Source organism: Streptomyces sp. NPDC111606 (assembly GCF_055656945.1).
This window is the reverse complement of the sequence record NZ_JBVKBY010000023.1, coordinates 10,419-28,046: the sequence shown is the minus strand read 5'-3', so window position 1 is coordinate 28,046 and position 17,628 is coordinate 10,419. Positions and strand designations below refer to the sequence as shown.

At 69.7% G+C, this 17,628-nt stretch carries 14 protein-coding genes and 3 pseudogenes; 9 read left to right on the top strand and 8 right to left on the bottom strand.

Annotated elements, in window-relative coordinates; translation table 11 throughout:
- The 4 genes from ACZ7M7_RS43485 to ACZ7M7_RS43470 all read right to left on the bottom strand — a co-directional run bounded on the left by ACZ7M7_RS43485 (position 1) and on the right by ACZ7M7_RS43470 (position 1,346).
- The gene (locus ACZ7M7_RS43485; RefSeq protein ID WP_472127285.1) at positions 1 to 207 is read right to left on the bottom strand and encodes an IS3 family transposase; all 207 of its coding nucleotides are present in this window, start codon (positions 205 to 207) and stop codon (positions 1 to 3) included.
- A 142-nt stretch (positions 208 to 349) separates the two neighbouring features.
- On the bottom strand, positions 350 to 580 hold the full coding sequence (locus ACZ7M7_RS43480; RefSeq protein WP_472127256.1) for a hypothetical protein: 231 nt from the start codon (positions 578 to 580) through the stop codon (positions 350 to 352).
- Between the two features lie 317 nt (positions 581 to 897).
- The gene (locus ACZ7M7_RS43475; protein WP_472127254.1) at positions 898 to 1,179 is read right to left on the bottom strand and encodes a hypothetical protein; all 282 of its coding nucleotides are present in this window, start codon (positions 1,177 to 1,179) and stop codon (positions 898 to 900) included.
- Positions 1,180 to 1,220: 41 nt separating this feature from the next.
- Complete coding sequence (locus ACZ7M7_RS43470; RefSeq protein WP_472127252.1) at positions 1,221 to 1,346, bottom strand: DUF8189 domain-containing protein; 126 nt, start codon at positions 1,344 to 1,346, stop codon at positions 1,221 to 1,223.
- A 157-nt stretch (positions 1,347 to 1,503) separates the two neighbouring features.
- Between ACZ7M7_RS43470 and ACZ7M7_RS43465 the strand changes: the two genes are divergently transcribed.
- Positions 1,504 to 4,170, top strand: coding sequence for a hypothetical protein (locus tag ACZ7M7_RS43465; protein WP_472127249.1), 2,667 nt, complete (start codon positions 1,504 to 1,506; stop codon positions 4,168 to 4,170).
- Between the two features lie 57 nt (positions 4,171 to 4,227).
- Here ACZ7M7_RS43465 and ACZ7M7_RS43460 read toward each other — a convergent pair.
- The 3 genes and pseudogenes from ACZ7M7_RS43460 to ACZ7M7_RS43450 all read right to left on the bottom strand — a co-directional run.
- Positions 4,228 to 4,932: pseudogene (locus ACZ7M7_RS43460) on the bottom strand (matrixin family metalloprotease); the annotation flags it as partial.
- Between the two features lie 292 nt (positions 4,933 to 5,224).
- On the bottom strand, positions 5,225 to 5,383 hold the full coding sequence (locus ACZ7M7_RS43455; protein WP_472127248.1) for a hypothetical protein: 159 nt from the start codon (positions 5,381 to 5,383) through the stop codon (positions 5,225 to 5,227).
- Between the two features lie 27 nt (positions 5,384 to 5,410).
- Positions 5,411 to 5,662 (bottom strand): annotated as a pseudogene (locus tag ACZ7M7_RS43450) (transposase family protein); the annotation flags it as partial.
- Here ACZ7M7_RS43450 and ACZ7M7_RS43445 point away from each other — a divergent pair.
- A pseudogene (locus tag ACZ7M7_RS43445) lies at positions 5,653 to 6,329 on the top strand (phenylacetate--CoA ligase); the annotation flags it as partial. The pseudogenes ACZ7M7_RS43450 and ACZ7M7_RS43445 sit on opposite strands and share 10 nt — an antisense overlap.
- 78 nt (positions 6,330 to 6,407) lie before the next feature.
- Here the strand turns inward: ACZ7M7_RS43445 and ACZ7M7_RS43440 are convergent.
- Positions 6,408 to 9,242, bottom strand: coding sequence for an AAA family ATPase (locus ACZ7M7_RS43440; RefSeq protein ID WP_472127246.1), 2,835 nt, complete (start codon positions 9,240 to 9,242; stop codon positions 6,408 to 6,410).
- Between the two features lie 421 nt (positions 9,243 to 9,663).
- Between ACZ7M7_RS43440 and ACZ7M7_RS43435 the strand changes: the two genes are divergently transcribed.
- From ACZ7M7_RS43435 to ACZ7M7_RS43405, 7 genes are read left to right on the top strand one after another with little or no spacing between them, the layout of a single operon-like run.
- Positions 9,664 to 10,485 (top strand): hypothetical protein, encoded by an 822-nt coding sequence (locus ACZ7M7_RS43435; RefSeq protein ID WP_472127244.1) that lies wholly within the window; start codon positions 9,664 to 9,666, stop codon positions 10,483 to 10,485.
- 9 nt (positions 10,486 to 10,494) lie between these two features.
- Positions 10,495 to 11,595 carry a hypothetical protein gene (locus ACZ7M7_RS43430; RefSeq protein WP_472127243.1) on the top strand — a complete coding sequence of 367 codons (1,101 nt, stop codon included), beginning with the start codon at positions 10,495 to 10,497 and terminating at the stop codon, positions 11,593 to 11,595.
- Positions 11,596 to 11,604: 9 nt separating this feature from the next.
- Entirely contained in the window at positions 11,605 to 11,997 is a 393-nt protein-coding gene (locus tag ACZ7M7_RS43425; protein WP_472127241.1) for a hypothetical protein, read from the top strand.
- Positions 11,998 to 11,999: 2 nt separating this feature from the next.
- Positions 12,000 to 12,194, top strand: coding sequence for a hypothetical protein (locus ACZ7M7_RS43420; RefSeq protein WP_472127239.1), 195 nt, complete (start codon positions 12,000 to 12,002; stop codon positions 12,192 to 12,194).
- A 16-nt stretch (positions 12,195 to 12,210) separates the two neighbouring features.
- Positions 12,211 to 14,016 carry a M15 family metallopeptidase domain-containing protein gene (locus ACZ7M7_RS43415; RefSeq protein ID WP_472127237.1) on the top strand — a complete coding sequence of 602 codons (1,806 nt, stop codon included), beginning with the start codon at positions 12,211 to 12,213 and terminating at the stop codon, positions 14,014 to 14,016.
- Complete coding sequence (locus tag ACZ7M7_RS43410; RefSeq protein ID WP_472127236.1) at positions 14,013 to 17,108, top strand: hypothetical protein; 3,096 nt, start codon at positions 14,013 to 14,015, stop codon at positions 17,106 to 17,108. Before ACZ7M7_RS43415 ends, ACZ7M7_RS43410 begins: the two co-directional genes overlap by 4 nt.
- Positions 17,105 to 17,626, top strand: a complete 522-nt coding sequence (locus ACZ7M7_RS43405) for a hypothetical protein (protein WP_472127234.1) — start codon at positions 17,105 to 17,107, stop codon at positions 17,624 to 17,626. The genes ACZ7M7_RS43410 and ACZ7M7_RS43405 overlap by 4 nt, the downstream gene beginning before the upstream one ends.
- Positions 17,627 to 17,628: the final 2 nt, after the last annotated feature.

Genomic DNA, 17,628 nt, shown 5'->3' with positions numbered 1-17,628 from the left:
TCACCCAGCCCTGTCCTGGCCGTCGTCCCGGATGGTGGTGCGGATCTTCTTCCCGCGTAGGGCGCCCTCCAGGCCGAGGTCGCGCATCAGCCGGGCGACGGTGCAGCGGGCCACCGGTATGCCCTCGCGGTGCAGTTGCCGCCAGACTTTTCGCACGCCGCAGACACTGAAATTGTCCGTGTGGACGCGGCTGATCTGCGTCTTCAGCTCCGCGTCGCGGACCGACCGGGCGCTGGGGCGCGGTTCTTAGCGGCGTAGTAGGTGCTCGTTGCGATCTTCAGTCCGTGGCTGGTCAGGACACGGCAGATCGGCTCGACTCCGAACACCAGGCGGTGTGCGTCGATGAACGCTACGAGCGTTTCGACGGCCGGTCGAGCTCGGCCGCGAAGAAAGCCGACGACGCCTTCAAGATCTCGTTGGCCCGCCGCAGTTCGGCGTTCTCGGCCCGCAGACGCTTGATCTCCGCGGCCTCCTCGGACGTGACGCCGGGCCGCCGGCCGCCGTCGACTTCCGCCTTGCGGACCCAGGTCCGCACCGTCTCCGCCGCACCGATCTCCAGCTTGGCTGCGACCGCCTTCATCGCGGCCCACTCAGTCGGGGTAGTTCGGGCGGATCTCCGCGATCATGCGCACCGCACGCTCACGAAGCTCGGGAGGGTAGGGGGACGGACGTGCCATGACTCGATCCTCTCAGGGAATCGAGCCTCCATCAGACCCGGAGCGGTTCACACTGATGCTGGCCGTGCCGTCGAGCCAGATCACCTGGGTGCCGGGGCGGCGGCCAGATGCTCGTCGCGGCCGCAGGAGACACAGCTCCCGCAGCCTTGGGGAGTGAACTGCCAGACCTTGGCCAGCGATTCGTTGCTGAATTCGGGGGTTTGGGTCCGGACTCCCACCGTCACCACCTCGCCGGAGGCCGTACCAGGTTTCCGGCCGCCGCATTCGCGCTCGCGTGACACGCGCGCAGATTCGCCTGCACGCAGGGCCAGGTCGGCGCGCGCCGGCCGGCCGCCGCCTTCGACAGGACGGGTGCGCAGTAGTGCGCTGTCCGGGCCATCTCGCGATACGTGGGCCTGCCCGCGGGGGCCCGGCGCAGGGCTCGTAGCTGAGCCGCGAAACGAGCCTGCTCGCCGCCCGCCGCGACCACAGCCGTGACGGCATCCGCCCAGACGTCCCCCATGGGCGGTGGAGGATCGGTGTCTGTCGGCCGGGGCTTGCGGGCTACTGCTGCTGCCATTTGTGGAACAGCCAGTCATTCGCCCCGCGTGTGAACACCTCCAGGCGTCCATCGTGATTGGCCGCTACGGCAGGATCGGGTGTGTGGCCGCCGGCCAGGTCGAACAACATCCGAAGCCATCCAGGTCGGATGCCTTCCTGATCGACTTGCTCCCCGTGGAAAGCGTAGAAGACTAGTGCCTAACGGCTAGGACCACTAGAGGTCGACATGTCCTCTCGTTCTGAGCGACACTCCCCTATCGACTCGTCATCATTGCCCGTACCACACGTGATGCGTGCAGGCGCCGAGGCGATTCTCTTCATTACACTCTTCATCGGCGCTGTCTGCGGTGTGGGCCGGGGAAAAGAACCAGCCTGGCAGGCCCCGGAGGGCTGGTTCAGCTGGTTCCAGGCTGTCTCTGAGTGGTTCATGCGGTTCTTTGGGGGCGTTGAGCGGATCGTGACAGCTGGCAAGGGTGGAGCCGGCCTGAGCCTCCGTCTGTTGTGCTTGCTCCTGCTGATCCTGTCCTTCATGGCATTGCGCCGTTGGATGCTCCAGCGAAACGCGTACAAGCCCGGGCCGGTAGACGTGCAGCACCTTGTCTCCTCGACCGCAGAGGGCGATCAATCTCTCGAGGGTCTTACCGCCCAGTTGCGTAAGCAGCTGTCAGAAACGAACCTATATCCCCCATCTGTGCTCCCCGCCGAATCCCCAGCAGAAAACTTCCTTGATTTGCTCGGCGACATAGACCTCGAGCCAAAGAAGTTGGGGATGAGCATCATGCGCTTGTTCAGTCGCCTTCGACCAAAGGTCGCCTACACGGTGCGCGGAGTGTTGCGCGTGCGGGAGCAGGAGCCCATTTTCGGCGTCACCGTCACAGTCACCTCCTACGCGATGAGGGGGAGCCGTGCGGAAACGCTTTGGCGACAGACACGGGAGGACGCGGTGCAGGCTGCCGGCTACTGGGTGATGGCAGCACTGGTGCCAGTCACGCAGGCAAGCCGGAGGGCGCCCTGGCAGGAATGGCGCGGTCGGAATCTGCAACCTGAGCTGTTCGCCGCCTACCAAGAGGCAAGGGAACTCAGCCGGGAACGGCAATTCGATGATGCCCTCGACCGCTATTACGCGGCGCTGCGAATCGATCCCACGAACTTGCACCTGCGCAAACAGATCGCGGTGACACAGGAGAAGCTGTGGTTGCATCTCGATGCGCTTGAGACCTATCACGGAGCAGTCCTCTTGGATGGGCAGAGCAGGGAGCAGCGGAGCGCCCGCCTGAGCAGGGGCCCCTGGAATCCACGCCGATCATTCTGTAAGCGTTACCGATGGTGGCGCAATGGCCTGCTTGAAGCGCGATTCCGATATGCCGTCGTCCTCGGTATGGCCGAGCGTACTGCTCATCAGTGGTGCAGGCCGACCATAGATCCTGCTGATCACCGTACGTGCCCGCGACGCGCACGTACCCGAAGGGAGATCCGCAAGTCGCTAACCCCCGCACTCGTCGATAGATACTGGCGAACAGTCACCTATATCACACCACCTGGGGAGGAGATGCCTATTTGCGACGAAAAGAGAGCCCGAGATTGGCTTGAGCGTGAGCTTGGGGAAGAGCGTCTCGACGAGAAGACCGTCAGCTTCATATTTCAGCTTGCTTGCGTGGAGGAGATGTATCAACTCGCCGGCGACTACCCCATCCTCCGCTTCCTCGGCCATCCCAGCAGACGGCGGAGCAGAGGACTCACTTGGACCTCGCTCCGACTCAATCGAGACGTGTGGGCGCCTCTGCGTCTGGCACGGGCTGTGTATGCCCTACCAGTACCGCCGTCCCCACTGGGCCGGGAGAATCAAACCGAAGGAGGCCGGGTACAGGGATTGCGAAATGATCTTTCTTGGCCCATGAGGGCGGAGGATCTCGTGGAGCGAGTGGAGCAGGCGAGAGGTTGGTGGATCTGGCGGCGAATGACGGAACTGTTCAGGAATTGGAACCTATGGCCGCCCCGGCCATGGCAGGACAGTTACAACGCAGCGTGCGTGTACGCGGTGGCGATGAGCGGCCATGAGGAAGGGCGGAAACGGGACGACCTCGCTGCGCAAGCTGTGGGGGAACTTGAGGCCGCCGCGAGAGCGGACTTGGCCGGTTTTCAGCCTATAATGCGCTCCTGGCTACTCACGGAAGATCCGGACCTCGAAGGGTTGCGCCCGGACGACCGATTCATACGCTTCGAACGCGAGACCTATCCGCACGGCGCCCCCGATCGCGACCGACCCAAGCGTCCGCTGTGGGCTGAAATGATGGCATACGATCAGCAACTGCTGGGAGGCACCGCACAGGTCATGGAGCACACGTGGCGCCTGCGCGGGAAACTTCTCCCCGCCGAGGCACACCTGATTGCTCAGTGGTTCATAACTGAGAAATTGGTCTGGCAGGTCGTGCATCGTGTGGCCGCCAATCAAGGCCGGGACTGGCGTGACCGGGCGAAGCTCCTGCAGACCGTCCGGGCGATTGCCGACTCGACGCTGTTGGCAAAGCACGGCCTTCCATCCAAGATGCCCGAGCTGGACGATCTCTTGGATGACGCCACATGGTTTGAGGACGGGTCGGCAAAGGAGATTCTCAGAAAATTCAGGCTGTCCATCGAGAAGCGGCTGAGCATTTTGAGCCGAGCGATCGAAGGGGTACCTAACGTGGTGTCACCCATCCACCGAAGCGATCAGTGGGTTGAAGCAGTCAAGCACAGCGGAACATTTCCCAATTTTGTGATGCAGGCCGCTGTCCAGCAAGCATGTGCGGACTATGAGACCACCTGGCGGGCGCTGCGCGAGCAGCTCGATCCCGAAGACGATGAGTTGGCCTTCTCCAAAGCCCTGCACGAGATCCATGAACCAGATGGGGTGTGGCGGCTTCTTGCCACGCTTAGAACAAGAGTGTCGGTCGGCATCCGTCACACCAGTTGAGCCTGCCACGTCGGTGTGCAGCAGACCCAACACGTGGCCTATCTCGTGCAGAGCCACGCTCTCCACGTCGAACGCTCCCTGTGCCGCCCCCACCGACCATTGATGCTCTTCGTCGTCGAAGTGGACGGGCTTGGGAAGGCTCCGGCCGGTGACAACACCGCAGTCGGGAGGGAAGTCCGCGTGAGCCAGGACATCGCCGCGCATGTCGTGATCGGGGTCCGCAGCTGGGCGCCAGCCGATCACGATGTCGACGGACCCGGGACGCAGCGGTACTTCGGTGAAGGACATCGCGGTCGCTGCGCTCCAGGTGCGGAAGGCGTTGCGCACTGCCTGTCGTTCACCGTCACCGGCAATGTCGTCGGTTCCGACGTCGAAGGCGAAGGTGAGGTCGCGTTTCCCCCACGCGCAGAGTGTCGCAAAGGCCAGCCCGCTGCCCACGTCCGGTAGGCCGCAGCGTGACTGGCTCATGGCATCGCGAGTCGCCTCGTCGAACTCCCCGGACACCGCTATGGCGTTGAACCGCTGGAACGCGGCCAAGGCCTGGAATGTCGGGTCGTCGAAGACTCCAGTCTCGAAGGGGCCGGGAAGCTGTGCCGCGTTAGTGAAAGCCGCGCGGGTAACGGCCGAGGCTGACTCATCCTCGAGAGAGGAAAGGTAACCGAAGCGGACAAGGTAGCTTTCCACGGGCCCCAGGTCTGATGACTCCTCACCGACCGCCACCCTCGGCACGTCTGCGACCTTGCGAACTTCTGGCGACTGCATCGACGAATCCCCCTACCTGCACGGGCCTCAACCGGAATTGAAGCCCTCGGAACGGCCGGTCATGCGTCGGTCCTTGGGGATGCGCCGGTCAGGTTCGGCGCAAGCACATCGGCGAGGTCACAGCGCAGACGACCCCCCAGCAGCCGCTGGCCCAGCACGAAGGCGGACTGCGAAGCCGTACCGCTGGAGCTGGGCCCATCCATCCCGCCATAGAACACCCCCTGGCACCGACGCCGCGTTGCAGGGGCACACCAAGCCCGTCTCTGCCACCACCCCGACACAGTCCGGTAGTTCACCCGATCTGGGACAGACATGCGCTGCCGCCGAGCGGGCCGCCCAGGCCGTCAGCGTTGCCCCCGGCCGGTCCGGACTGCTGCTGGCCGAAGCAGAGTGCGCCGACGTCGACCTCGCCGTGGCACTGCGCCTGCCCGGTGCCCCCGAGGAGGTACACCCGCCTGACGAGACGGCCTCCCCTCGCTCACCGATCGGCTGCTTGGACGATGGTGCCGATGCGGCGGGTGGAGCATCTGGCCCGCCGGAGCAGTCGCCAGGTCTTGAGCTGTGCGAAGGCACGTTCTCCGGGAGCCCGCAGTCGGGCGTGATCGCGGTTGAACTCCTGGTAATGCGCCGGTTGTTCGCGGTGGTGGTAGTGGGGGGTGCGAACGGTGGCGCCGGCTCCCTGATAGGCCCGGTCAGCGAGCACGAGGATCTGCCGGGTCAGGCACGCTTGGTGCCGAGCCCTGGACCGAGCAGATGCGCCGCGAGATCGAGGAGCGTTTCGCCATCGACGCCGTCGACATATACGGGCTATCCGAGGTGATCGGGCCGGGCGTGGCGCAGGAGTGCTTCGAGACCAAGGACGCCTGCACATCTGGGAGGACCACTACTTCCCCGAGGTCGTCGACCCGATCACCGGTGAGGTGCTGCCGGACGGTGAGGAGGGCGAGCTGGTCTTCACTTCGCTCACCAAGGAGGCGATGCCCGTCATCCGGTGCCGGACAAGAGACCTGACGCGGCTGCTGCCGGGTACTGCCCGAGTCTTCCGGCGGATGGAGAAGGTCACGGGGCGCAGTGACGACATGGTCATCCTGCGGGGGGGCAATCTCTTCCCCACTCAGATCGAGGAGATCGTGCTGCGCACGCTGGGCGTGGCACCCCACTTCCAGCTGCACCTGACCCGGGAAGGCCGGCTCGACGCCCTCACCGTGCGGGCGGAAGCCCGCCCCGACGCTTCCCCGGAGACCCAGGACGCCGCCGCGCGGGCCATCGTGGTGGCGGTGACGGACGGCATCGGGGTGTCGGTCGTGGTCGAGATCGTCGAACCGGAGTCGTTGGAACGGTCCGTGGGCAAGATCAGGCGGATCGTGGACGAGCGGCCGGGCCGGAAGGGCGGCTGAGGGCGGGACGTCGCCCTCGCGTCTCCACCCCGCCTCGCTTGTCCACCCCGTACCCGCATCCGCACCCAGCTCCCGCGATCACCGCACCACTCCTGCCAGGGTGAGACAGCGGGCCAGTTCGGAGCGTGAGCGGATGCCGAGTTTGCGGTAGACGCGGGTGAGGTGGGCCTCGATCGTCTTGCGTGACAGGAACAGGGCCGCGGCGGCCTCGACGTTGCTCATGCCTGCGCCGATGATCCTGGCGACCTGCAGTTCCTGGGCTGTGAGCAGTTCCGCCAGGACGGGTCGTCGGTCGGGCTCGGGGCGCCCCGTCGGACGTCCGCCGGTCGCAGCCGCCTCCCTCGCCGCGAGTGCGATCCACGGCCGGGCGCCCAGGTCGGTGAAGCTGTGCTGGGCGGCCCGCAGCGGCTCCCGGGCGGCGGCCGGCCTACGGTGGCGGCGCAGGGCGACACCTGCCGCCAGTCGTATTCGGGCCAGTTCGAAGGGCATGTCGCCGTGGGCGAAGGCCTGTTCGGCCGTCGCCAGCCATCGCTCGGCCTCGTCCGCCGACTCGGCGAGCAGCAGCCGGCATCGGGCATGGGCCGCTCTCGGCCAGAGGAGGTCGGTCTCCTCGGCGGTCTCGGCGAGCCAATGCGTCAATTCGGTGGCCCTGTCCCGGTTCCCGGTGCGAGCGTGGGCCTCCACCAGGTCCGCCACGTACGACAGCAGGTTGGGGTTGCCGAGCCCCATGTCGCGGGCCTGGGCGAAGGCCTCCTCGAGGTGGGTGCGGCAGCCTTCCGGGTCACCGTCGGCCAGTGCGGCGGAGCCGAGGGCCGCCCGGGCGGACATACGCAGGCCGCGGATCCGCTGGCCGCACTGCCGTTCATAGCGGGCGACGTGCGCCTCACAGCCGGCGCGGTCCCCGCGCAGCGCGTCCAGCCGAGCGAGCAGGAGGTAGGCATGGCCGGCCAGGGCCGTGTGCCCGAACTCCCGCGCCCAGCGCAGCGCTTCGGTCCCGTCGGCGCGGGCAACCTGCCAGCGGCCGCGTGACTCCAGCTCGCAGCAGCTCGCCAGGGCGAAGGGCAGCAGTGCGGGAACGGCATCCCGGCGGGCCCTGGCGATCACCCCGCCCAGCAGCTGCCGTGCGTCCTCCAGGTCGTCGGTCCACACCAGGCCCTGCCCGATCTCGACGGCCAACTGCCGCTCCTCCAGGCCCGGATCGCCATCCAGCTCATCCCGGACCTTGAGCAGCATCAGGCGTGCCTCGTAGACGTCGCCGCGCAGGGCGAGCACCTTGGCCCGCATCACGGTCGCCAGCCGACGGTGCGTTGCCGACGTACTGGTGGTGGACGTGGCGAAGCCCTGGGTGTCGGCCAGTTCCTGCCCGCGCGCGGTGACGTCGACGGCCCGGTCGAGGCAGCCGTCCATCGTGGCCGGCACGGCGGCGGCACCGTAGAGCACGGCGGCGCGGACGGGGTCCACGGTTTCGACCGTGCGGGCCGCGGCGACCAGCAGCCGGTGGGCCCTGTCGGGCTGACCGAGCCAGGTGCAGGCCTGTCCGCGCAGCAGCTCGACGTCGGCCGTGAGCCGCGGGTCGCGGCTCCGCCGCAGGGACTGTTCGCACCAGGCGACCGCGTCCCGGGCGCCGCCCGAGTACAGGGCGTCGTGAGCTGCCTCGGCCAGGCGGCGCGCCGCGTCCACGGCGTCGGGCGACAGCTCGGCCGCCCGGTGCCAGGCATGGGCGGCGACGGAGAGTGCTCCGCGTCCACGGGCCTGTTCCGCCTCGGCGACCAGCCGCAGCGCGACCTCTTCGTCGGGTCCGGGCACGGCCGCGGCCAGGTACCAGGTGCGCAGTTCGCCCGTCGACTGTTCGGCCAGGCACCGGTGGACCCGCAGCCGCAGTGCCGTGGTGCAGCTGCGAAGCACGAGGGGCCGCAGCACTGGATGGCGCAGCCGACAGCCGTCGTCCCGGATCACCAAGAGTCCTGCCTCCTCGGCCGCGTCGAGGGCCTCGAGGTCCAGGCCGTCGGCGACCAACGCCCCTTCCAGTACGGTGAGTTCCGGCGTACGGCTTGCTGCCACGTAAGCCAGCGCTCTGCGGGTCCGGCGCGGCAGCGAGCGCAGGGCACCCCGCCAGGCTCCCTCCAGCAGCGGGCCGGGCGTGTTCCAGACCTCGGGCCCGTTCTCCGCCCCGCTGCCACGCGCCCGGCGCAACGCCGCCGCGTACTCGACCAGGACCAGGGGGTTGCCCTGGGCGAGGCCGACCAGGCGGGCCGCCTCGGGGTCCGTCTCCGTCAGGCCGCCCGCCCGCAGCACCGCCCAGGAGTCCCTCTCGGGGAGCGGCTCCAGTGTCGTGCTCGGGACCCCGTCCCAGGCCTGCGTCGCGTGCGGTTCGCCTCGTACGGCCATGACCAAAGCCACCCGTTCGGTCGCCAGACGGCGGGCCACGAACTGCAGCACCTGTCGCGATGCGGGGTCCACCCACTGCACGTCGTCGACGATGAGGACGAGAGGTTCCGCCTCGCCCACGGCGGAGAGCACGCCGAGTGTTCCTGCGCAGACGGCGTAGGGGTTGGGCTCGACCGCGGCGTCCGCCAGCGCCAAGGACGCCTCCAGCGCCCGGCACTGGCACGGCGGCAGGTCGGCGAAGTGCGTCCGCAAGGGCAGGAGCAGATCGCTGAGGACGCTGTACGGCAGGGCGACCTCCGCCTCCACTCCGCAGGCACGCAGGACCCGGGCGCGGCTGCGCCGGGCCGCGTAGTCGAGCAGCGCGCTCTTGCCGATGCCGGGGTCGCCGGCCAGCAGCAGGGCGGCTCCCTGTCCGGGCAGCGTGTCGAGCAGGCCGTCGATGAGGGCGCGCTCCCCGTCCCTGCCCACGGGAACGCTCAGCTCGTCGCGGGCTGTGGACGTCCGGTACACCGTCGGCTCGTTCATGACGCCCCCATGCTCCCCCCCGGCGACCACCCAGTGGCCGTACTTCGACGCCCCAGACTGCCCCGCCGGGCGTGATCCAGGTGCCGGGTCGGGCAGGTTCGCGGTTCCGAGGCGGTACGGCAACTCCCAGTGAGACATAGGGAGTTCTCTGATACGCGACAGGATGGGATCGCGTCGGTCGTGGCGGGCGGAGCACGTCGTACGACGGGCGTATCGGGGGCGGAACGAAACCGTGGATTCCGTCGGGGCCCAAGCGTCCTCCCGTGCGAGCGGGCCGGCGCACGGCGCGACAGGCACGGGAGATGATCCGCTTGGAAATCGTCCGGAACCGAGGGAGTTCCCCAATAGGCCGGGCCCTGGCGCCGTAGTGGGATGCCGCCCAGTGAGGTGTGGCGTGACCACCCATGTCCGAGGGGGAACCTTGAGTCCGTTCGTGGACGCGACGCTGGTGCGGCTGTCCGATCCAGCCGCCCTGCGGGACCTCGTGTTCCCGGCGGGCGACGACCAGCGGCTGCGGACGCTGTTCGCGGAGGTGTACGACCTGCCCTTCGCGGCGATCCACGACGTGGCGGACGTGCAGGTCCTGCAGACCGAGTGCCAACATCCCGTCTTTCCGGCGCGGTTGCTGACCGGCAGCTGGACGCAGACACTCCCGGACCACCGGCGCACCGATGTCCGGTACGAGGGGAGCGAGGCCGCCGGCCCGGTCTGGATCGACCTCGACGCCGAGCTCGCGGTGACCCTGGTGCTCGTCGTCGACCCGGGTGAGGTGGAGTCGTTCCGTATCGCCCCGCTGGAGGAGTTCGGCACGCTGGAGGAGTTCCGCGACCGGTTCCGCCCGTTCGACTTGGACGCGTTCATGGCTGAGCACGGGCTGCGCACCGCCGAGGATCTGCGGCGTGCCTTCCGTCATCTGCTCGGCGAGGTCAAGCTGCGCCCGCTGCCCGCGTTCGACCCCGACGACCCCGCCCACCGCAGACGCTTCCCGCTGCGGCTGGCGGTGCTGATTCGCGACACGGTGGACACCACGGCGGCCCTGCGCGACGTACGGACACTGCTGCACACGGCGGAACACGCCCTCGCCTACCGGCGCCAGGGTCCGGCGGACGCCGAGGCGCGGGCGCCGCTCGCTCCGCTGCTGGTGTTCTCGTCGGCCGGGCTGCCGCCGGGCGGTCCGAGCCGGGAACAGCTCTCGGCGTTCTTCGCCCGCCAGAACGTCCTCGCCGTCTTCCAGGATCCCTGAGGAGTGCCCATGCCTGTCAGGTACGTCCGTGTCAATCCGGTCGTGGACATGTTCGCGCCCGTCGTCCGTCCGACCGGGAACCTGGCGATCGTCGGGGAGGCGGCCAACGGCACGGACGGCGTGCCGGTGCAGGTCACCAGCCCCACGGACGCCACCGCCAGGTTCGGGGGCCCCAAGGTGTCCGCTCTCACCAAGGCCCTGCACGTCGCGTTCGAGCAGGCTCCCGGTCCGAGTCAGGTCTGGGGGGTCAAGGCGGGGGCGGACGTCACCGGCGCGCTGGCCGCCGTCGAGGACCTGAACGTCCAGTTCGTGGTGGTGGCCGGGACCTCCCTCGACGCCGACTCCGGGAAGGACGACGGGTCCATCGGCAAGCTGGCCGCCCATGTGAAGGCCGTCTCCCAGAACGGTGACGGCAAGGAGCGCATGGGTGTCGCCATGCTGGCCCGGGACAGCGCCGACCCCTCCGTGGTGCAGGGCAAACTCGCCGTGGACCGTATGGTCTACGTCGCTCACAAGAGCGCGGACGACGTGGCCGCGGCCGTGGCCGCGGTGATCGCCGGTCACGGCCCGAGTGTCTCGATGGTCCTCAAGCCCGTCGGTGTCACGTCGGGTTCCTTCACGGCGGCGGAGATCGACAAGATCAACGGCGCGGAGACGGACAGCACCCCGCCGGCCGGGCAGGGCGTCAACTGGCTGGTGGACCCTCCGCTCCTGCCCGGGGCGGGCGTGCACCTCGGGGAGGGCTACACCGGTAACCCGAACGGCAGCAAGTACATCGACGTCGTACGCACCGTCGACGACGTGTCCTTCCGGCTCAAGGCCCGGCTCATCAAGGCCGTCGGCACCCTGCGCATCAGCCGCTCGGGCCTGCGCTCCCTCGTCCTGCAGATGGACTCGGTCCTCGGCCCGCTCGTGGCGGACGAGGTGATCGAGGGCTACGTCGTCACCATCCCGCTGCTGCGTCTGCTGGACGCGGATCCCGCGACGCTCAGCAAGGAGCAGCGCGGCGAGATCGACAAGGCCCAGACGGAGCGTCTGGCGAAGGTGCTGGTGTCGGTCGACTACGCGGGCGCCATGCACCGGATCTCCATCGACCTGAAATTCGCCTAGGGGGATCGGATGGGCAACTGGAACACCCGACTGGAAGTGCGCCTCGGCACGCAGCTCATCAGCCCCATCTCCCAGTTCACCCCGACCTTCAACGTGCCGCACACGGTGATCCACAGCATCGAGGCGGACAACGTCGGCTATGTGCGCCAGCCGCAGACGTTCACGTTCACCATGACCGTCCAGGCCATTGGCAGTGTCGTCGCCGACCTCACCGAACTCGCCCTCAGCGGTGCCGAGTTCGACATCGGCGTCGCCCAGCGCAACGGCCAGGACTGGTCCTTCACGGCGATGAAGTTCACCCGCTGCGTGATGACCTCGGCCAACCCGAGCAATGTGGTGATCGACGGGGCGCCCGCGGCCACCTTCACCTGCATGTGCCTGCAACCGGGAATCGATGACTGACCATGACGGAGGCGACCGAGGGACCGCTCCCGCCGCCGGGACGCGACGACGACACACGCTTCGACGAGGCCACCGGCGTCACCTACCGGTTCCCCGTGCACATCGAGATCGTCGGGCGGCTGGACGGCGACGAGCTGCACCGCATCGCCCAGTACGTCTTCGACGAGCTGGACGCCACCCTGCGCGGCACCGCCTGAGAAGGGAGGAGGAACCATGGAGCGGCTCGTGTGCTGCGTGCCCGTCCGGGTCCGGGTCGTCGGCCGGCTCGACGACGAGCGGCTGCGGCAGCTGGAGGAGGCCGTACGGCGCTCGGTGCTGCTGCGCCTCCGCCAGGCCGACGAGCAGCTCCCCGGCCAAGACTTCGGGCCACTGTCCACCGATGCCGACGCCCCCTCCGATGCCGCGGACGACGCCTCGGGCGCCGTACCGGATCCGAACACCGACATCGGCGGCGGCATACGGATCCGGACGAGCCGATTCCGTCTCCTGGACAGGGAGTTGCGGCCACCGGTCCCGCCCACGGCAGTGGAGACGGCGACGGAGGCCCTGCTCCTCGGGCTCACCCCGGCGGCGGGCAGCACAGCCGCCTCCGGCATCTGGCCGCATGTCACGCGCCAGGTGTCCTCCCCGCGCACCGGGCGCAGGAAGAACGCGCCCGCCTGGCTGTACGAGCCGTACCTCGTCCGGGCCCTCCAGGTGCTCGACGCGCGCGGCGGCGAACCGGCCGAGGTCCTGCGCCGCGTCCTGGACTCCCTGCTGACGAGCCGTGACACGGCGCTGGGCGCGGACCCGGCCCAGGACGCCGCCGCCGAATGGACGCACTTCGGCAGCGCGATGCAGAATCACTTCGAGGGCGGATTCGAGGGCTACCGCGCCCTGCGCCCGGGCTTCCTCGTGGCCTTCGGTGCGCTGGAGCACGGCACGGCCCGGGCATTGCGCCACGCCGAGGAGTACTACTGGCCGGGCAGCGCCAGTCCCCTGACGCGGATCTCGGTCTTCGGGCATCCGGGCCTGCTCGTGCATCGGGAGCTGGCCTGGCGTCTCCAGGCCGCCGAGGCCACGCTCACGGCGGCCGAACGCCGGGAACTGCTGCCCCTGATCACCTCGGTGGGCACCCTGCGCATCCGCTCCAACCGGAACAACCCGCTCGCCCTGTCCTGGCACAGCTTCGGCGCGGCAGTGGACATCAATCCGACGCTGAGCCCCAACATTCCAGGATTTCCTGCGGAGTTCGTGCGCGATGTCACCGGGATCGATGTGCTCTCCCCAAGCCCGGACGCCGGGCGCGGTCTGGACGCGATCATCGCCGCACTTCTGGGGCAGGAGCCCGACCGGGCGCTCGCGGAGGCCCGCGCGCAGAGCCGGGGAAGCAGCCGCCTCACCGACGTCTTCCGTGACGAGGCGAGCCTGGAGGCGGGCGTGTGGGAGGTTGCCGCCCGCCGTGCCGGCCCGCCGGCGTCCGTCGGCCCGCCCGGACTGCTGGCCGCGGTACGGGCGGCCGCCGCGGAGGGGCCCTCGGTGCGCTGGGCCTACGGCGGTCCCACGGGCCGGCGGGCACGGCGCGCCCCGCATGGTGTCCGGCACGACGAATTGGTCCGCCTCCTCTTCCCGCCCTCGCCGTTCCTGGGGCCGGAGCCGTTCACAAAGTGGGAGCACAGGCGCAGCACCGTCGAGCTGCTGATCCGGATGGTGCTGACCTTCGAGGCCACGTTCCGGCACGACCGGACCGGCGCGCGGGTGATGCGCGACGGACAGCCCGTCAGGATCGGTCCGACCTCCGCCTCGCCGACGCTCGGGCAGATCGCCGCGCACGGCTTCCTGAGCATCCCGGACCGGATCGTCGCGGCGCTGACGGCACCGGGCCCGCGCGGGCTGCGCTGGCTCGGCTCGCACGAGCGCACCACGCGGGACTTCATGCACTTCGAACTGCGCGAGCTCCCGGACCTGTACCCGTCCTCCGCCGACCGGGCCGCGCGCCAGGATCCCGGCACCCCTGGGGAAGGCGGCGAGCAGCGGTGACCTCCCCCGTGCGGCCGAGCGCCGCCGCCCCGGCCGACGAAGTGCAAATCCGTGCGGCGGTACGGCGCGGCGTCGACCGGGCCCTCGCCGAGCACCGCGCCGCCCGGCACGCCCCGGTCCCGGCCGACCCGACGCCCGCGCCGCTCGCTTTCTCCGGGCCGAGCGCTGCCGAGGTCGGCCCGCGGCTCACGACGTCCCAGGGCGATGTGCTGCGCCCGGAAGGCATGCTGCCGCCGGTGCCGGTCATCAACCCCACGGCGTGGGGGCCGTTCTGGGCCCGGGCCGGCGGTGCGACGGTGGAGACGGCGAGCCTCGCCCGCGCCCTCGAATGGGGCGAGTACCTCTTCGGCGCCCGCGGGTTCGCGGTGCTGGAGGCGAGGTCGCTGCCCGGGCGTTTCACCGTGACCGCCCTGGACGCCCCGTTGACCATCGCGTCGTTCGGCGGTTGGGGAGAGGGCGCGGAGGGCCTGCGGCTGCCGCCCGGTGTGGCCGCGCACGGCGTGGGGTCCGGGTACTCCGTCTTCCGGGCGGGCGCCTACCACGTCGTGGCCGTGGGGCTGGGCGGACGCGGGCCGACGGGCGGACGGCTGTACCCGGTCCTGCAGGAGGCCCCCGGAACGCGGTGGTCGGCGGAGCGCGCCGAACGTCTGCTTGCCGAGACCACCCCGCAGGACCGCGTGACGGCGGCGATGGCGGCCCGGGCGGCCCGCGGCTGGCTGGACGCTCCGGAGGACGACCCCGCCGTCGTGGACCGGCTCTCGATGATGGACCGGCGCGTGTTCGCGACGCTCGGCTGGCAGGAACGGGCCGGCCACCTCATCCGGCTGACGCGATTTCAGGACACCGTTTTCGGTGACCCCGCGCAGACGGGCGCGGCCATCACCGAGCTGGTCGCGTCGGCACGCTCGCTCTCCGAAGTCGAGGCGATGTTCGCGGTCCTGCGTCACGAGGGCCTGTACGAGCGGTTGTTCACGCGGTTCGACAAGCCCGTGTTCACGCTCCTGGTCACACTCGGCGAGCTGCGGCCGGCGCGGCGGCCCGGCCCTCGATTCCTCCAGGATCTGCTCCAGGAGATGCTCTCGTCCCCCTCGACGCTGACGAAGCTCACCGAACTGGGCGAGACCGGCTGGGACTGGCTGCGGGGCACGGTCGCCTCCTTCAAGGACCTCCCCCTGCTGCCCGTCGTGCTCGCCACGGCCGTACCACAACTGGCCCGCGCCGCCGACATCATGCTCCGGGCCACGGCGATGCCGCCCGATCCCGTGGCGCTCCTCAAGGTCGCGGAGGTGACCCGGCGCATGGGGACGACGGTGTGGACGGCGTTGGCCGGCCTGGAGTTGGCGGAGCGGCTGGGGCTGCCGTACGGCACCCGCCCCACCGGCGCTCCGATCACCGCGTCCCTGGGGCGCAGGCTGCGCGCGCTGCTGGCGCTGGAGGTCCTCTCCGCCTTCGTAGGCCTGGAGGAGATCCGCGTGGTCGGTGCCGCGACGGCCGGACGGAGCCGGGAACTCATCGCCCTGGTACAGGGGTTGAGGGGGGCGAAGCTGGCCGAGCGCGCGGCCGAAGGCGCGGTCCGGATCGACCGCCTGGAGGCCCTGCTCTTGCTCCTGGCCGACGCCGCCAAGCTGCCCGACGGCACCGAGGCCGCGCGTCTGCTCCGGACTCTTCCCGACGTCTACGCCGCCGAGGCCGCCGGGCTCGCCGAACGCGCCCCCGTGGGCGTGACCGCCCGGGTCCTGCTGCGCGCGTCCGACGAGGGCCGGGTCACCCGTTTCCTGCGGGACGGGCTGGAGCTGGCGGCTCTGGTCGAGCGCAAGGCGGGCGGGTCGGCGGCCGTCACGCCCGAGATGGCGCGCGGCCTGCACCGAGTGCTGGAGACGGGCTGGCCCCGGGGCAGGCTCCTGCCCTACCTGGACGGCATCCCGGCCGGGGAACTCCCGGTGCTCCTGGAGTTCGCCGGGCGGCTGCGCCCGGAGCAGCTCCGTGAACTCGGCGCCGGGGTGCGCCTGCTCTCCCTGGCGAAGTCGCCGTTGGCCCGTCAACTGCTCGACGACTCCGGGGCGGATTTGCTGGTGACGGTCTTCCGGCGTCAGGCCAAGAACATGGACGCGTTCAAGGACTTCGTGGCGCTGCTGTACCGCTTGCGGACGACGGTCACGGATCCGGCCGATTACCAACGACTGTTGGACCGGCTCGCCAAGGGCGAACGGGAGGCCTACCAGTTGGTCCGACCGCGGCTTGCGCGGCCGGTGAACACGCCCGCGGGCGCGGAGCGCAGAGCTCCGCTCATCGAGTTGCGCAAGGCAGCAGTCCATGATCCGGATGCCGGTGCCCGGCTGTCCAGGTACGAGAATGCCTCGACGCCAACGCTCCTGGAGCTCGAAAAGCAGGGCGACTCGGTCGCGACGGCCAGGCTCGACGAGAAACTCGGCGGCCAAAGGCGCCCCTATCTGGTCCAGCCGCCGTCCAATCGGGCCATGCACGAGCGCTTGAACCGCGACCTCGTCGCCGTGCGCGAGCGAACCGACGAGCTCCGGCGCGACCACTTGCAGACCGGGCGGCGCAAGCGGTCGCGGTCGCGGTCCAAGGATCGGCGCCGGCCCGAGCCCGTCGTCCCGACCCGCAAGCAGAGGGCCGGGCAGGGCGGCACTCTGGGCGTCTCGCGTACGAACATCGCCCCGCTCCGTCACAGGTTCTACCAAGCCGCGTCTCCCGATACCTTCGACCGGCTCCCTGCCGAACTCCGTGCGGGTGGCCCGCTCGAAGATCTGGACAAGTACGACCCCGGGGCCCGGGTCAAGGTGCCCATCGGTCTGAGCGTCACCCCCCGCTCTGTGCAAGACGCGGAGGTCCTTCTGGCCCAGCAACTCGACCGGGATCTGTCCCGCCTCACGCCCCGGGACCGGGCAGGCGGCACCGTCTGGATGCGCGTGGACCAGCCCGTGTGCTCCTCCTGCCGGGCCCACGGCGGCGCATTGGAACAACTCAGCGCCCGCTACCCCGAGATCACCTTCGAGATCGCGGCGGACGAGACCCCGGAAATCCTCGTGTACCGGGGCGGCAAGCGCGTCGACAAGGGAGGCGCCCCATGACACCGGCCCCCAATCCCCCCGTCCTCATCGGCAGTGTGCCGCTCCTCTACGTGCAGAGCATCACGATCTCGGAGGGCTACGAGGTCAGGCGCATCGCCGACAGCCCGTTCTCGCAGGCCCTCGCGCCCACCCGGAAGACGATCTCCCTGGAGGCGGTGCTCCTCGGCGCGGACCGGCTGCGCATCAAGAAGGAACTGGAGGTTCTCGCACTGGTGTCCCGGGTGCTGGCGGCAGCTGCGGCGCCGAAACTCAGGCTGTCCGGCATCCCGGTCGTGTGCGGGCTGACCGTCAGCCTGGACATGCAGATCACCGAACTGCGGTTCACCCAGAGCACACAGCGGCGGGCGGCGCTGGATCTGTCGATGTCGCTGCAGCACGTGCCGCGCAGCAGTACCACCCTCCTGATCGGGGAGGCCGCCGACATCGCCCTGGCCGCAGGGGTGCCACTGGTGTCCGCGCCCGCGGCCGGATCCCCCTTGCCGCGGGTCCCCTCGGTCCCGCTGCGAGCGGCGGGGTGAGC

Bases quoted from the DNA above. Each gene is read 5' to 3' on its own strand.
- ACZ7M7_RS43440 (WP_472127246.1), bottom strand. From the start codon at position 9,242: ATGAACGAGCCGACGGTGTACCGGACGTCCACAGCCCGCGACGAGCTG.
- ACZ7M7_RS43430 (WP_472127243.1), top strand. From the start codon at position 10,495: ATGCCTGTCAGGTACGTCCGTGTCAATCCGGTCGTGGACATGTTCGCG.
- ACZ7M7_RS43420 (WP_472127239.1), top strand. From the start codon at position 12,000: ATGACGGAGGCGACCGAGGGACCGCTCCCGCCGCCGGGACGCGACGAC.
- ACZ7M7_RS43475 (WP_472127254.1), bottom strand. From the start codon at position 1,179: ATGGGGGACGTCTGGGCGGATGCCGTCACGGCTGTGGTCGCGGCGGGC.
- ACZ7M7_RS43480 (WP_472127256.1), bottom strand. From the start codon at position 580: ATGAAGGCGGTCGCAGCCAAGCTGGAGATCGGTGCGGCGGAGACGGTG.
- ACZ7M7_RS43405 (WP_472127234.1), top strand. From the start codon at position 17,105: ATGACACCGGCCCCCAATCCCCCCGTCCTCATCGGCAGTGTGCCGCTC.
- ACZ7M7_RS43470 (WP_472127252.1), bottom strand. From the start codon at position 1,346: ATGTTGTTCGACCTGGCCGGCGGCCACACACCCGATCCTGCCGTAGCG.
- ACZ7M7_RS43425 (WP_472127241.1), top strand. From the start codon at position 11,605: ATGGGCAACTGGAACACCCGACTGGAAGTGCGCCTCGGCACGCAGCTC.
- ACZ7M7_RS43415 (WP_472127237.1), top strand. From the start codon at position 12,211: ATGGAGCGGCTCGTGTGCTGCGTGCCCGTCCGGGTCCGGGTCGTCGGC.